Source organism: Promicromonospora sp. NFX87, from assembly GCF_048564965.1.
In the GTDB taxonomy this organism is placed as follows: Bacteria; Actinomycetota; Actinomycetes; order Actinomycetales; family Cellulomonadaceae; genus Promicromonospora.
Genome location: NZ_CP183413.1, coordinates 6,180,188 through 6,194,135, shown reverse-complemented (window position 1 = coordinate 6,194,135; position 13,948 = coordinate 6,180,188). Strand labels below are relative to the sequence as shown.

The window sequence follows — 13,948 nt, the reverse complement described above, 5'->3', positions numbered from 1 at the left end:
GGTATCGGAACGGTAACAGTCGAAAACTCGCGTCAGAACTGCGTCATGAACTCCATGCGGGGCACTTAACCCCATAGCAGCAACCGTAGGCCGGAACCCCAGAACCGGCCGCTGTGTGGAGGAAACCGATCATGAGCGTAATGACCCTTGACCACCGTGTGCCCAGCCTCACCCGTCGTGAGCGGGTAATCCTGGCGAACCTCACCGAGGACGCCACCCTCGAGCAGATCGCTCGACGCCTGTACGTCACCCGTAACACGGTGAAGACGCAGGTGCGTAGCGTCTACCGCAAGCTCGGCGTGTCCTCGCGTGCGGAGGCGATTGCCAAGGCGAACGAGTTCCAGCTCGCTGACTGACACACAGCACACCCGACGACGGCGCCACTCCCCAGAGGCGCCGTCGTCGTTCTTTGTCCGCCCCCGGGTGGGAGACTGCTCCGCATGCAGGAGCCCCTCATCAACGTTGTCGCCGCCGCGATCGTGGACGACCTGAACCGACCCACCCGGCTGCTCGCCGCCCGCCGCTCTGCTCCGGCGGCGCTCGCCGGCCGCTGGGAGTTCCCGGGCGGCAAGCTGGAGCCGGGCGAGGACCATCTCGCCGCGCTGCACCGTGAGCTCGACGAGGAGCTCGGCGTGACGGTGGCCGTCGGCGCCGAGCTTCCGGGGCCGGACGGCGGTGTGTGGCCGATCACCAGCAAGCACCGCATGCGGGTCTGGTTCGCGCAGCTGCAGGACGGCGCGCCCGAACCGCTCGAGGACCACGACGAGCTGCGCTGGCTGACGGCGGCCGAGCTGGACGACGTCCCGTGGCTGGACGGGGACGTCCAGATCGTCACGGCCCTGCACGAGCACCTCGGGCCGGACGGGTCAGTGCGCGCCGGCTGAGACGTTCCTGCGGTTACGAGCCGCCGCCACCCGGTGCCCGAGGGGTACGAACGCGCCGTCCATCAGCACCGGCACCACATCGGTGGCGTCGACCTCCGTGGCGATCGTGACGTCGTCGGCGAACCCGGAGTCGAGCAGCTCGCGACCGCTCGCGGTCCCGCCCACCGTGTCCATGGTGTCCTTGGTGCCCTTCCAGAGGGTGATGGTCGCCGCGGTCTCGGGCGAGATGCTGACCTTGGGCAGCATCGTCGTGAGCCGCGTCGCGACGGCGCCGACGGCCAGGTAGTCCTCGAGCGCGGGGCGCAGCGTGTCGTCGGGCCACCGTTCGCCCACGGGGACCAGCACGACGTCGTGCTTCTCCGACGCGTCGAGGTGCGCGGCCGCGAGGCCGGCCACCGCCTTCGCGTTGCGCAGGCTGCCGGCGACGATGAGGGCACCCCGGTTGGCGATGGTGTGGCAGATCTGCGCCGCGCTGGGCGAAGGGAGCACCAGGCGTTCGGCGTCGAGGTCCTGCAGCGACGCGGGGGAGATGCTGATGCCGTCCTCCCACCGCGGTCCGGCGAGGGCGGCGCGCATGGTGCGTGCGAGCCGGGCCGCGCCCGCGGGATCGTGGTACGGGAAGGGGTACACCCCGGCGCCCTGTTCGCAGGCGACGGTGACGGTGGTGGAGAAGGAGAGCACGTCCACGACGACCACGAGCGACGCGCGCGCGTCCGTGGCGGTGAGGGCGAGTGCACCAGAGATGCCCCAGTCCGTGCGCACACGGGCAGGACGCTGGTCGAAGGCGGGGGACGTGTTTGCCACGAACGCATCGTAGTGTCACCTGAACTCGCCCATGTTTCGCGCTGAGCGAACACCATTGCGATCCGGGCATTTTTCACACTCCGGCCGTCCGGTCAGCACCTCGCCGCGCAACTCTGCCGTTGGTCGCTCCCCCCGAGCCCTCCAGAAGCGCCGAGCATGCGACGAGTCCCTCCGCAGCGTTCCCGATGATGTTGCACGGAACCTTGACCAACGCACTGACCTGCGCAATCACGGCAGGCTTGGTGTCGCCTCCAGCAGCCGGCGCCGTTGCCGCGCCGTCGCCAGGACCTGAGGGCGTACCGCGCAGCGGTGCCGTGCTGACGGCTCCGGCGCCCTTCGTGAGCGGTCCGTCCTCCTCCAGGAAGCCCGTCGAGATCCCGGCAGATGTCACCCGTCCGGCTCTCGACGACACCGGCGACACGCGTCGTCGCGCGTCGCCACGAGCAGCGCATCACGCCCGGCCTGGCGCCGACCGTCGGCACGAGCCGACAGGGCGGTAGATTTGGCTCATGAGTGATTTCGAAGTGGCCCGTAGGCAGAAGCAGGAGCCCACGGCGACCCTGCTGGTACGCGCGATCCTGTGCTTCGCGCTCTTCCTCGGCGGGTTCGCGCTGATCGCCATCGGCGGGGCCGACCAGGGCGCGTCGGCGCCGTACCTGTTCGTCGCCGGCATCCTCGCCGTCGGGCTGTCGTTCGGCCTGCCGATGATCGGCGCCACCGAGCGGTAGCGCACGCCGCGAGCGACGGAACCGAAGAGCGCCTGCCCGTGGCCCGGGCAGGCGCTCTCGTGCGTCTGCGTGCCTCGCCGTCATCGTTTCGGTGCTGCCGCCCGTCCTCAGTGGTGAGCCCTGACGGCGAGCGACGTGCTCGCCGGGACAGGGCGCCATCGATCGGACAGGAACCGTGATGACGACTCCGCACAGCACGTCCCGTACTTCCATCCTTCGCCGGGGCCTGGTGGCCTTGGCTACCGCTGCCGGGCTGCTCGCCACCGGCCTCGTCGCCGCTCCGGCGGCGCAGGCGGCGCTCCCGCTCGTGGACGCCAGCGAGCGTGACGACACAGTGATCACGACCCGCATGGACGCGAACGGCCAGACGATCATGGCGACCAGCACCCGGATCGAGCCCGTGGAATTCAGGTACAGGCTCGACCTGCGCTGGACCGGTGGCCAGCTCCGTGCGTTCGACGGTGTGGTCACGCTCCAGGGCGTCGGCGAGACCCAGGTGCGCCGGTTCCCGGTCACCCTGGACGCCGACGGCGACGCGTCCGTGGAGGTCCCGCTCCCCGAGCGCATCAGGCCCGGGTTCCATCACGTGGGCATCGAGTACACGGCGGCGGTCAAGCGGCCCGACGGACGGCTGGTCCTGCACCACGTCGACGTCGACCAGGCCAAGAAGATCTCGCTCCGGCGTGACGTGCGCTTCCAGGGCGAGATCACGCATCCCACGGCGACCGACGGACGGCCGTCCCGGATCACTGCCCAGTTCACGTGGCTGCGCATCAGCAGCGACGGCGCCCCCTCGTGGAGTCCGGTGCGGAACACGACGGTGCGGCTCTACCACGACCCGGACGGCTCCCTCGAATGGGAGGAGAAGCCCGTGTTCGTGCGCACGCTCACCGTGGGCCCCGACGGCACCATCTCCACTGACGTGTCGGCCCGCGAGGGGGCGTGGGAGCTCCGGTACGCGGGGAGCGACCAGACCGTCAGGCGGTACGGCGCGATCGAGCAGGGCAGCAACGGCGGAGGGTGCGGCTGCTGACCGCACGAGGCCTCCGGCCGACTCCACCGTCGGGCCCCGGACGTGCCGAAAGAGGGTCGCAGCCATGTGCTGCGGCCCTCTTTTTGGCGTCTCCACTGGCCTCGCGGGCCGCCTCGGGACACGCTGTTACCCCTATGTCACAGGTTTGTTAGAACCCTTGACAGATTACGGGGCAAGTGAAAACGTGACCTGCACCACGAACGAGCAGGACAAGCCCAAGGAGTAGCAATGGCGCAGTACAGGAGGCTCGGCGGGATCCTCGTGATCACGCTCGCCACGACGACCGGCCTGACGGCCTGCGGGTTCGGCGGGTCCGGGTCGGACGACAGCGCGGACGGCGGTGCGACCACCCTCGACCTGCTGGTCCCCAGCTACTCCGACGCGTCCCAGGGCCTGTGGGAGGACGTGATCGCCGGGTTCGAGGAGACCAACCCGGACATCGACGTGAACCTGCAGGTCGAGTCGTGGGACAACCTCGAGTCCGTGATCGCCACCAAGATCCAGGGTGGCGAGGCGCCGGACATCTACAACGGCGGTCCCTTCGCCGGCTTCGCCGCGGACGAGCTGCTCTACCCGGTCGAGGACGTCACCTCTGACGAGACCTACGCCGACTTCCAGCCCACGTTCCTGGAGAACGCCGCGGTGGGCGACACCACGTACGGCCTGCCCTGGATCGCCTCGGCCCGTGCGCTGTTCGTCAACGACGCGCTCCTCGAGGAGGCGGGCGCCGAGGTCCCCGCCACGTGGGACGAGCTGCTCGACTCCGCCACGAAGGTCTCCGAGCTCGGCGGCGGCGTGGCCGGCTACGGCATGCCGCTCGGTTCCGAGGAGGCGCAGGCCGAGGCGGCCGTGTGGCTCTGGGGCGGCGGCGGCACCTTCGGTGACTCCGAGGCCATCACGATCGACACCCCGGAGAACGTGGCGGGCGCCGAGTTCATCAAGAAGATGATCGACGAGGGCGCCACCCAGGCCGACGCCGGTGCGACCGACCGCAGCCCGCTGTTCGACATCTTCGTCCAGGGCAAGATCGGCATGCAGATCGGTCTGCCGCCGAGCGTGGGCCAGATCGAGTCGGACAACCCGGACCTCGAGTACTCGATCCACCCCATCCCCACCGAGGACGGCAGCCCGTTCACGCTCGGTGTGGCCGACCACCTCATGGCGTTCCAGAACGACGGTGACAAGCAGGAGGCCATCACGGCCTTCTTCGACTACCTCTACACCGCCGACGTGTACGTCCCGTGGGTCCAGGGCGAGGGCTTCCTGCCCACCACCCTCTCGGGCTCCGAGCAGCTGGCCGACGACGAGGCGCTCGCCCCGTTCCTCGAGGTGCTGCCGGACGCGCAGTTCTACCCCAGCACCAACCCGGACTGGTCGGCGGCGGACTCCGCGTTCAAGGCCCTCTTCGGTCAGCTCGACAGCGACAAGTCCGCCGAGGACGTGCTCGCCGAGATCCAGGAACAGGTCGACGCCGGCTGACGCCTGGCGCTGACCGCTCCGAGCAAGCACGCGTCGACGACACTCGACGCTGAACGAAAGCACGAGGAACCCTGGTGAAGGACCTTTTGAAGGCCCTGCCATGGATCGGGCCCGCGGTCGCACTCATTGCGGCCGTGGTCCTGTTCCCGGTAGGCCTGATGTTCTGGAACTCGACCCGCGACATCAGTCAGAGCGGCGTGGACGACGGGGGCGTAGGCCTCGCGAACTTCGCGACGGTGGTCGGCTTCCAGTACTTCTGGCCGATCCTCGGGCGGACGGTGATCTGGGTGGTCGTCGTCGTGGGCCTCACCCTGCTCGGGTCGCTCGCCCTCGCGGCGCTGCTGAACAAGGCCTTCCCCGGGCGTCGCCTGGTGCGCATGGCCGTGATCGTGCCGTGGGCCGCCAGCGTGGTCATGACCACGCTGGTGGTGCACTACGGCCTGGAGCCGTACTTCGGCATCATCAACTCGTTCCTCGTGGACATCGGCCTGATCGACACCCCCGAGGGCTACGGCTGGACCCGGCACCCCGAGACCGCGTTCGCGTGGGCCATCGTGGTCGCCGTGTTCGTGTCGCTGCCGTTCACCACCTACACGATCCTGGCCGGCCTGCAGACGGTGCCCGGCGAGACCGTCGAGGCCGCGCGCCTCGACGGTGCCAGCGGCCTGCGGACCTACTTCAGCGTGGTGCTCCCGCAGCTGCGGGGTGCGGTGTCGGTGGCGGTGCTGATCAACATCATCAACGTGTTCAACTCGCTGCCGATCCTGCGCGTCATGACGGGGTCCATCCCCGGCTACGACGCCGACACCGTGATGACCATGATCTTCAAGTACATGCAGAACCAGCGGCAGATCGACCTGGCCAGCGCGCTGTCCGTCATCGCGTTCCTGGTCGTCATCGGGATCGTCGCCATCTACGTGCGGGTCGTCCGCCCCCTCGAGGAGGTCTGATGACCGTGACCACCGCCTCGGCGACCGCGCCGCGCAAGGCGACCCCGCCGCCGTCGGACAACCGGAAGCGCGTACGGAAGTACACAGCGGACCAGGTACCGATCGGGTCCCTGCTGCTGCGCATGTTCGCAGGCCTCGTGGTGCTGGTGGTGTTCATGCTGCCGTACCTGATCATGTTCTTCGGCTCGGTGAAGACCAAGGCCGAGATCAGGTCGGTCGATCCCACCTACTTCCCCACGGAGTGGCACTGGGAGAACTACGTCACGATGTGGGCGACGCCCGAGACGCCGCTGCTGCAGAACCTGATCTCCACCCTGGTGATCTCGCTGTGCGCGACGCTGCTCGTGCTCGCCGTGGCGCTGCCCGCCGCCTACTACACGGCGCGGTTCCGGTTCCCCGGCCGGCTCGTGTTCCTGTTCCTCGTGATCGTGACCCAGATGGTGCAGCCCGCTGTGCTGACGTCGGGCCTGTTCCGCCAGTTCATCGCCCTCGGGATCCTGGACACGTGGGCCGCGATGATCCTGGTCAACGCGGCGTTCAACCTGTCGTTCGCGGTCTGGATCATGCACAGCTTCTTCGCGAGCATCCCGAAGGAGGTCGACGAGGCCGCGCAGATCGACGGCGCCGGCACGTTCACCGTCCTGACGAAGATCAACCTGCCTCTGGTGTGGCCCGGGATCGTGACGGCCGTGGTGTTCACGTTCGTCGCGTCCTGGAACGAGTTCGCGGCGTCGCTCGTGCTGCTGTCGACGGCCGGCAACCAGCCGCTGTCCGTGGCGCTGACGAAGTTCGTGGGCCAGTACGAGACGTCGTGGCACTACGTGTTCGGGGTGTCCATCGTGGCGATCGTGCCCGTGGTCATCCTGTTCATGGCCATCGAGAAGCGGCTCGTGGGCGGCCTGGTGGCCGGCTCGGTGAAGTAGGCGAGCGTCTTCGGCGCCGCACGGTCGGTGAGCCAGGTCGTCTCGACCGTCGGACGAATTCTGTCCCAGTGGTGGACATTCGCTTAGCATGGTGGCGAACCCATCCAGAGCGGTCGAGAGTCCTGGCTCCCTGACACCGCAGCAACCTGCCGACTTCCTGCCTCGAGGCCGTGGCGTGAGGACGTAAGGTGCTCACGCCAGGTTCGATGGAGCAGCCATGGTCGCCGAGGTACACCCGCACCGCCCCACGGTGTCGTTCGAGCTCATGCCACCACGTCGGCCCGACGCCGCACCGAACTTCTGGGAGACGGCGCAGCGCCTCGTGGCGGCCCGCCCGGACTTCGTGTCCGTCACGTACGGCGCCGCGGGCGGCGACCGGGCGACGTCGCGCGAGGTGCTCGCCACGCTGCTCAGGGGCACGCCCGTGCTGCCGGTGGCCCACCTGACCTGCGTCGGCGCGTCCCGGGAGGACGTGTCCGAGGTGATCGACGAGTTCCTCGACGCCGGGGTGCGGTCGTTCCTCGCCCTGCGGGGGGACCCGCCGCGTGACGAGCCGGACTGGCGCCCCGCGGACGACGACGTGCGTTCCAGCATCGACCTGGTCCGGCTGCTGCGGCAGGTGGACGAACGTCGTTGTGCGGCGGACGCCAGCACCGCCCTGCGGTCCGCCGCCCGCCCGCTCACCATCGCCGTCGCGACGTTCCCGGACGGAAATCCCGGGGCCGGCACCACCCGCGAGCAGGAGGTGCGGCGGCTCCTGGAGAAGCAGGAGGCCGGCGCGAGCTTCGCGATCACCCAGTTCTTCTACCAGGTCGAGTCCTATACCGGGTTCGTCGAGTCGGCTCGCTCGGCGGGGGTGACCATCCCGATCCTCGCCGGGATCCTGCCCGCCACGGAGGCCCGTCGTCTGCGCCGCGTCGAGGAGCTCACGGGTGTGGCCGCGCCGGCCGGCCTCCTGCGGGAGCTGGACCGGCTCACGGGACCCGACGGCGCCGTCGACCCCGAGGCCCAGCACGAGCGCGGCCTCCAGTACTCCACGACGCTCGCGCGCGACGTGCTCGACGCCGGTGCCCCCGGCGTGCACGTCTACACGTTCAACAAGCACCGGCCGGCTCTGGACCTGCTCGAACGCGTGGGGCTGATCGGCCGCGCGGCGGCCTGACGGAGGCCGCTCCGGGCATGTTCGCCGGGAGCGATCGGGGGCGTTCCGGGGCTTGGCACTCTCAGAGTGAGAGTGCCAGAATTGACGTGTAGCCGGACGGCGGCCAGCCCCGTCGTCGATCGCTGCGGCCCTGGAGGGGCCAGGGCCGCACCGTTGTAGGAGGTGATGCGCGATGGCTACCTACTGGGACCCGTTCCAGGAGATGGACCGGTTGTTCAGCACGTTCGCCGGCAACGCGCGGCAGTCCGGTGGCATGCCGATGGACCTGTTCCGCACGGGTGACCACTACGTCCTGTCGATGGACCTGCCCGGCGTCGACCCCGGCACCATCGACGTGTCGGTGGAGGACCGGACGCTCACGATCCGCGCCGAGCGCACGCAGCGGTCCGACGGCGAAGCCCAGTGGCTGGTCCGCGAGCGGCCCGCGGGGACGTTCGCACGGCAGCTGACGGTGGGCCGCGGGCTCGCCCTCGACAGCATCTCGGCCTCGTACGCCGACGGCGTGCTGTCGCTGACGATCCCGGTCAGCGAGGACGCGAAGCCGCGCAAGGTCGAGGTGTCGCACACCGGCAGCGCGACGTCGATCGGCCAGGGCGCGTCGCAGACGATCGAGTCCTAAACCTCACCTGTCAGACGCCCAGGTCACTCCGGTGGCCTGGGCGTCTGACACGTCTGGGAGGCCGGGGACCGGGAGGCATCGCGTGCGGGGTATGGCCCTGATGTGATGTGTCGGGGGGATGTGCGGTGGCCGATACTACGGAGGAATTCGGCCCGTACCAGTGCGACCGACCCGTGGAGGCACCCGTGCACGAACACGTCCCCAGCTCCACCGACCACAGCCACGACAACCACGACAGCCGTGGCTCGCTCGACCGGCGCGATCTGCTGCGCGGCGCCGTCGTCCTCGGCATCGGTGCCGCGGGCGCGACCATGGCGGCACCCGCGAGTGCTGCTCCTGCTGGGGTCCCGGCGCCGCGGGCGTCCGACGCCTGGCAGTCCCTGGCGCCCGACCCGGAGGCGCCGGCCGACGCTCCCCGCGGGGCTCTAGCGGGCGTGGAGGTCGCCGCGCCGGTCATCGCGGGCTGTAGCACCTGGGGCGCGGCTGCCGCCCGGGGCACCATCGAGACGGTCTCGACCAACCCGAATAAGATCCTGATCCACCACACGGCATCGGCGAACGTCACCGACTACTCGCAGGCCGCCGGCTACCAGATCGCCCGCGACATCCAGCAGTGGCACTTCGACAACGGCTGGGTCGACACCGGCCAGCACCTCACGGTGAGCCGCGGCGGGTACGTGATGGAGGGCCGGCACGGTTCGCTCGCCCGGCTCCAGAGCGGCAGCGGAACGGTGGTGGGCGCGCACGCCCCCGGGCAGAACAGCCAGGCCATCGGCATCGAGAACCAGGGCACGTACACGAGCGCCACGCCGCCGGCGCAGCTGTGGAGCCGCCTGGTCGAGCTGTGCGCCTACATCTGCGACCAGTACGGGATCGCGCCGACGCAGATCTACGGGCACCGGGACTACACCGCGACGGCCTGCCCGGGCGACGTCCTGTACTCGATGCTGCCGCAGCTCCGGTCGGAGGTGGCGGCTGCCCTGGCGGGCTCCAGCTGGTCGGTCGTCGTCGACAACACGTCGGCGGGGTTCGCGGCGGGCGGGTCGTGGCTGACGTCGTCCTTCTCGGCCGAGCGCTACGGCGCGAGCTACCGCTACGCGACGCCTGCCGAGGTGAGCGACCTGGCGACGTTCTCGGCGACGATCCCGTCCGACGGTTCGTACCGTGTGGAGGCCTGGTTCCCGGGCATCGAGGGCTACAACACGTCCACGCCGTTCATCGTCTACACGGGGACCGGCTCGTCGACCGTCCGGGTGGACCAGTCCACGGGTGGCGGCGCCTGGCTCTCGCTCGGCACCTACGCGATGACAGCGGGCACCCGTCAGGTCGTGGCCGTCAGCCGCTGGACGCAGGGCACGGCGTACGTGGTCGCGGACGCCGTCCGCATCACGCGCCTCTGACCCGGTGTCAGACACACAGGTCGCCCGAGTGACCTGTGTGTCTGACAGGTCGGGCGGGTCAGTCGTCCGCGCGCTCCTGGCCGCTCATCGCCTGGATGGACTGCATGACCTGCTCCGTCAGCTCGCGGCGGGCCTGGGCGGGCTTGGTGCCCGCCGCGATCTGGCGGGACGGGTCGATCGGCACGCCGAAGTGCAGCTCCACCCGGGCGAACCGCGGCATCTTGCCGATGGGCTTCACCTTGTCCGTCCCGAGCAGGGCCACGGGCACGACGGGCGCCTTGCCGGTCAGGGCCAGCCAGGCGACGCCGGTGTGCCCCTTGTGCAGCTTGCCGTCGCGCGAGCGCGTGCCCTCGGGGTAGATGCCGAACGCACCTCCGCGCTGCAGCACGGCGAGCGCGTCCTCGAGGGAGCGCTGGCCGGCGCGCGGGTCGTCCCGCTGCACCGGGATGTCGCCCATCTTGGTGAAGAACCAGCGGGAGAAGCGCCCCTTGATCCCCTTGCCGGTCCAGTACTCGGCCTTGGCCAGGAACGCGACGTGGCGCGGCGCCATGATCGGGATGAGCAGCGAGTCGATGAACGACAGGTGGTTGCTCGCCAGGATCACGGCGCCGCGCTTCGGGATGTTCTGCAGGCCAGTGACGCGCGGGCGCAGAAGCACTAGCACGAGGAGCGAGAGGATGAGCTTGAGGAACCGGTACGTCACCGGCCTATTGTGCACCCCTCAAGCGAACCTGTGGACTGGGTGTTATGTGGTGAAAAAGACTAAAGAGACCCACAAGAACCCCGTCTCCCGCCCTCATCTCTAGCTGACTGTCACCTCCGCGTTCTCCGCCGCCTCCACGGCAGCGGTCCGTAGCTGGACCTCCCGCACACGGGCCACGTCGAGCTTTTCGCTGCGGTCGAACCGGTAGATCCCGTTCTCCTCCTGGAACACGTCGGTGAGCTGCGTGTAGCAGTAGGCGAACATGCGCGGGTCGCCGAGCAGCGCCTCCGTGAGCCCGCGGAACCGGGCGTGGAACTCCTCCTCGTCGGCCACGCGTTGGCCGTAGCCCCACGAGTCCGGAGAGTTGCCGGACGCCGTGGCGGCCACGTCCGGGTTCCACCAGATGCCGCCGTACTCGCTGACGAAGTACGGCTGCCCCCGGTACGGCACCGACATCTTGGTGCCGTCGTCACGCGTGTTCTCGTAGGGCTGCCCGTCGGCGAGCCCGCCCACGAGCTCCGTGAACTTCTCCGGCTCCTGCTCGTACAGGTGCGAGTCCCAGACATCGGTCTCGAGGACACGGTGCGAGTAGCCGCTGGCGTCCAGCACGGGCCGCGACGGGTCGGCCACCTTGGTGGCGAGCCACATCGCCCGGGTGACGTCGTCGAGCTGCGTCATGCGGTCGTGCAGGTCCTGGTGCGTCTCGTTGAGCGGGCACCAGCCGATGATCGACGGGTGGGAGTGGTCGCGCTGCAGCGCCTCCATCCACTCGGCGACGAACGACGTCGTCGGCCGCTGGCCGTCGGCGGGGGTGCCGTAGCCGCTGACGCCCCAGTCGCCGAACTCGCCCCACACGAGGTAGCCGAGCCGGTCGGCGTGGAACAGGTACCGCTCCTCGAAGACCTTCTGGTGCAGCCGCGCGCCGTTGAAGCCGGCCTCGAGGCCGAGCACGATGTCGCGCTCGAGCGCCGCGTCCGACGGCGCGGTCATGAGCGACTCGGGCCAGTAGCCCTGGTCGAGCACGAGCCGCTGGAACACCGCCTCGCCGTTGATCCGCACGGCCTGCCCGTCGATGGAGACGGAGCGCAGGCCGCCGTAGGAGCGCACGGAGTCGACGACGGCGCCGTCCGCGTCGCGCAGGTCGACGTCGATCCCGTACAGGTGCGGGTCGCCCGGCCCCCAGGTGCGCACGCGGTCCGCGGGGACGACGACGCGCAGCGCGGGCGCCAGGTCGAGGTCGGCGCGCGCGGTGGCGGTCGCGACCTCGCCGTCGGCGTCCGTCACGGTGACGGTGACGGTGTGGCCGCGGCGGTTCGCCGACAGCGGCACCACGACGTCGAACGCCGTGCTGGCCAGGTCGGGCGTGATGCGCGGCCGGCGCAGGTGCGCGGCTGGGACCGGCTCCAGCCACACCGTCTGCCAGATGCCCGTGGTGCGGGTGTAGTTGCACTCGAAGTTCGCGTAGCGGTTGCTCTGCTTGCCCCGGGCCTGCGGCCCGTGGCGCGTGTCGCGGGCCCGCACGACGACGGTGACCGTGTCCCCGGGGGCGGCGATCCCGTGGAGGTCGGCCGTGAACGGGGTGAACCCGCCGCGGTGCCGCACCACCTCGGTGCCCTCGACCCACACGGTGGTGTCGTGGTCGACGGCGCCGAAGTGCAGCAGCACGTGCGGGTCGTCGCCCACCGCTGCCCACTCCGCGGGCACGGTGACCTCGCGGCGGTACCAGACCGCCTCGAGGAAGTCGGTGTTCTCGATGCCGGAGAGCTGCGACTCGGGTGCGAACGGCACGACGATCTCGCCCTGGAGCGGGCGTTCGACGAGGCCGCGCTCCAGGCCGGAGTCGCCCGCGTCGACCTCGAACTGCCAGGTGCCGTTGAGGTTGAGCCAGCGGTCGCGGGCCATCTGCGGGCGGGGATACTCGGGGCGCGGTACGGCGGTGGCCGTCGGTTCGCCGGCGGGCGAGAAGCGGTCGAGGAAGGTCATCAGCTGCTCCGTTGCGTCTACGACAGGTGCGCGGTGATTCAACACCGCATCCGAGCGGAATGCAACGTTGTATCAGCCATGCGGCCCTCGCCGGACGCTCGCACGGCCCGGGCTCGGGCCGTGCGAGAGCCGCTGGGGGCTCAGCCGCGACTACTCTCCCGGACCAGCAGCCGGTGCGGCACCAGCGCGTCGACCGGCTCGACGGCGGCGTTCTCGAGCTGCGCGAGGATCCGGTCCACGGCGGTCTCGGCGATCGCGCGCAGGTCCGGTGCCACGGTCGTCAGCGACGGGTTCGAGTACCGGCCGTCCTCGGTGTTGTCCCAGCCCGTCACGGCGAGATCGTCAGGGACCCGCACCCCGTTACGCCGCAGCGCGTAGAGCGCGCCCAGGGCCAGCTCGTCGTTGGCGCACACCAGCCCGTCGATCTGGCCGATCCGGGGCAGCACCTGCTCGATGGTCTCAGCACCCGCCGGCCTCGAGAACTGAGGGCACTGGAGCACCCAGCGCTCGTCGACCTCGATGCCGGCGGTCGCGTGGGCGTCGAGGAAGCCCTGGACGCGCTGCGCGCCGGTGCGGCCGGCGCCGGGCGGCTCGGCGCCGAGGAACCCGAGCCTGCGCCGTCCCGAGTCCAGCAGGTGTGCGGTGACCTGGGCCGCGGCGTCCACGTTGTCGATGCTGACGTGGTCCGTCCGGCGTGCGCGGGCGGGGTCCGGGTCGGCTCGCTCACCCAGGAGCACGAGGGGTACGGAACCGCGCACCTCGTCGATCTCGGCGGGGGGCAGCTCCAGCGGCGAGAAGATGATGCCGTCGATCGCCTGGACGTCGAAGCCGCGTGCCACCTCGAGCTCGGTGTCGCGCGAGGACCTCGTCTCCTCGATGAGCACCCGGTACCCACGGGAGCTGCCGACCTCGATCACCTCGTGGGCGAGCACCGAGAAGTACGGCGCGTGCACCCACGGCACGGCGAGCGCGAGCGTGTTGGTGCGGCCCCGCCGCAGCTGGCGTCCGGCGAGGTTGGGCCGGTAGCCCAGCTCGGCGATCACGGCCTCCACCCGCGCCCGGGTCGCGTCACCGACGCGTCCCGTGTCGTTCACAACGTTGGAGACTGTTTTCCAGGAGACACCCGCAGCGGCTGCGACCTCCTTGATACCGACCCGGCGCCCCACTTGCTCCGACAACCCATCACTTCCTTCCACACCCGTTGCTCACCCGTGCCCCTTGACGGGACGCTCGGCCTAGTCCATCGTGATCCAACGTTGGATCGCAACGTTGCACCATTG

14 protein-coding genes are annotated in these 13,948 nt (G+C 70.1%); 10 read left to right on the top strand and 4 right to left on the bottom strand.

The window, feature by feature from the left end; genetic code table 11:
* Window positions 1-131: 131 nt before the first annotated feature.
* Complete coding sequence (locus ACNYC2_RS27705) at window positions 132-356, top strand: helix-turn-helix transcriptional regulator (protein WP_357448240.1); 225 nt, start codon at window positions 132-134, stop codon at window positions 354-356.
* An 84-nt stretch (window positions 357-440) separates the two neighbouring features.
* The gene (locus ACNYC2_RS27700) at window positions 441-884 is read left to right on the top strand and encodes a (deoxy)nucleoside triphosphate pyrophosphohydrolase (protein WP_419704823.1); all 444 of its coding nucleotides are present in this window, start codon (window positions 441-443) and stop codon (window positions 882-884) included.
* Here ACNYC2_RS27700 and ACNYC2_RS27695 read toward each other — a convergent pair.
* On the bottom strand, window positions 867-1,688 hold the full coding sequence (locus ACNYC2_RS27695; RefSeq protein ID WP_419704822.1) for a 2-phosphosulfolactate phosphatase: 822 nt from the start codon (window positions 1,686-1,688) through the stop codon (window positions 867-869). The genes ACNYC2_RS27700 and ACNYC2_RS27695 overlap by 18 nt on opposite strands.
* Window positions 1,689-2,197: 509 nt before the next feature.
* On the opposite strand from ACNYC2_RS27695, the gene ACNYC2_RS27690 reads away from it, so the two are divergent.
* The 8 genes from ACNYC2_RS27690 (at window position 2,198) to ACNYC2_RS27655 (ending at window position 9,982) form a co-directional block, all read left to right on the top strand.
* The gene (locus ACNYC2_RS27690; protein ID WP_377141829.1) at window positions 2,198-2,416 is read left to right on the top strand and encodes a hypothetical protein; all 219 of its coding nucleotides are present in this window, start codon (window positions 2,198-2,200) and stop codon (window positions 2,414-2,416) included.
* A 229-nt stretch (window positions 2,417-2,645) separates the two neighbouring features.
* The gene (locus ACNYC2_RS27685) at window positions 2,646-3,449 is read left to right on the top strand and encodes a hypothetical protein (RefSeq protein ID WP_419704821.1); all 804 of its coding nucleotides are present in this window, start codon (window positions 2,646-2,648) and stop codon (window positions 3,447-3,449) included.
* Between the two features lie 228 nt (window positions 3,450-3,677).
* Entirely contained in the window at window positions 3,678-4,928 is a 1,251-nt protein-coding gene (locus ACNYC2_RS27680; protein ID WP_419704820.1) for an extracellular solute-binding protein, read from the top strand.
* A gap of 74 nt (window positions 4,929-5,002) precedes the next feature.
* Entirely contained in the window at window positions 5,003-5,878 is an 876-nt protein-coding gene (locus ACNYC2_RS27675; RefSeq protein ID WP_419704819.1) for a carbohydrate ABC transporter permease, read from the top strand.
* Window positions 5,878-6,801, top strand: a complete 924-nt coding sequence (locus tag ACNYC2_RS27670; protein ID WP_419704818.1) for a carbohydrate ABC transporter permease — start codon at window positions 5,878-5,880, stop codon at window positions 6,799-6,801. Before ACNYC2_RS27675 ends, ACNYC2_RS27670 begins: the two co-directional genes overlap by 1 nt.
* A gap of 217 nt (window positions 6,802-7,018) precedes the next feature.
* Window positions 7,019-7,963 carry a methylenetetrahydrofolate reductase gene (locus tag ACNYC2_RS27665; protein ID WP_419704817.1) on the top strand — a complete coding sequence of 315 codons (945 nt, stop codon included), beginning with the start codon at window positions 7,019-7,021 and terminating at the stop codon, window positions 7,961-7,963.
* A 172-nt stretch (window positions 7,964-8,135) separates the two neighbouring features.
* Window positions 8,136-8,582 (top strand): Hsp20/alpha crystallin family protein, encoded by a 447-nt coding sequence (locus tag ACNYC2_RS27660; protein WP_419704816.1) that lies wholly within the window; start codon window positions 8,136-8,138, stop codon window positions 8,580-8,582.
* A 185-nt stretch (window positions 8,583-8,767) separates the two neighbouring features.
* Window positions 8,768-9,982, top strand: coding sequence for an N-acetylmuramoyl-L-alanine amidase (locus ACNYC2_RS27655; protein ID WP_419704815.1), 1,215 nt, complete (start codon window positions 8,768-8,770; stop codon window positions 9,980-9,982).
* A 58-nt stretch (window positions 9,983-10,040) separates the two neighbouring features.
* Here ACNYC2_RS27655 and ACNYC2_RS27650 read toward each other — a convergent pair whose 3' ends face one another.
* The 3 genes from ACNYC2_RS27650 to ACNYC2_RS27640 form a co-directional block, all read right to left on the bottom strand.
* The gene (locus ACNYC2_RS27650; RefSeq protein ID WP_357448262.1) at window positions 10,041-10,685 is read right to left on the bottom strand and encodes a lysophospholipid acyltransferase family protein; all 645 of its coding nucleotides are present in this window, start codon (window positions 10,683-10,685) and stop codon (window positions 10,041-10,043) included.
* A gap of 99 nt (window positions 10,686-10,784) precedes the next feature.
* A complete protein-coding gene (locus ACNYC2_RS27645; protein WP_419704814.1) occupies window positions 10,785-12,668 on the bottom strand; it encodes a glycoside hydrolase family 2 protein in 1,884 nt (627 codons plus the stop codon).
* Window positions 12,669-12,808: 140 nt separating this feature from the next.
* Entirely contained in the window at window positions 12,809-13,834 is a 1,026-nt protein-coding gene (locus ACNYC2_RS27640; protein WP_419707916.1) for a LacI family DNA-binding transcriptional regulator, read from the bottom strand.
* Between the last annotated feature and the right edge of the window lie 114 nt (window positions 13,835-13,948).

What these genes read in the sequence shown, in the direction of transcription:
- ACNYC2_RS27665 (WP_419704817.1), top strand. Translation starts at nt 7,019, where the DNA reads ATGGTCGCCGAGGTACACCCGCACCGCCCCACGGTGTCGTTCGAGCTC.
- ACNYC2_RS27690 (WP_377141829.1), top strand. Translation starts at nt 2,198, where the DNA reads ATGAGTGATTTCGAAGTGGCCCGTAGGCAGAAGCAGGAGCCCACGGCG.
- ACNYC2_RS27680 (WP_419704820.1), top strand. Translation starts at nt 3,678, where the DNA reads ATGGCGCAGTACAGGAGGCTCGGCGGGATCCTCGTGATCACGCTCGCC.
- ACNYC2_RS27645 (WP_419704814.1), bottom strand. Translation starts at nt 12,668, where the DNA reads ATGACCTTCCTCGACCGCTTCTCGCCCGCCGGCGAACCGACGGCCACC.
- ACNYC2_RS27700 (WP_419704823.1), top strand. Translation starts at nt 441, where the DNA reads ATGCAGGAGCCCCTCATCAACGTTGTCGCCGCCGCGATCGTGGACGAC.
- ACNYC2_RS27670 (WP_419704818.1), top strand. Translation starts at nt 5,878, where the DNA reads ATGACCGTGACCACCGCCTCGGCGACCGCGCCGCGCAAGGCGACCCCG.
- ACNYC2_RS27660 (WP_419704816.1), top strand. Translation starts at nt 8,136, where the DNA reads ATGGCTACCTACTGGGACCCGTTCCAGGAGATGGACCGGTTGTTCAGC.
- ACNYC2_RS27705 (WP_357448240.1), top strand. Translation starts at nt 132, where the DNA reads ATGAGCGTAATGACCCTTGACCACCGTGTGCCCAGCCTCACCCGTCGT.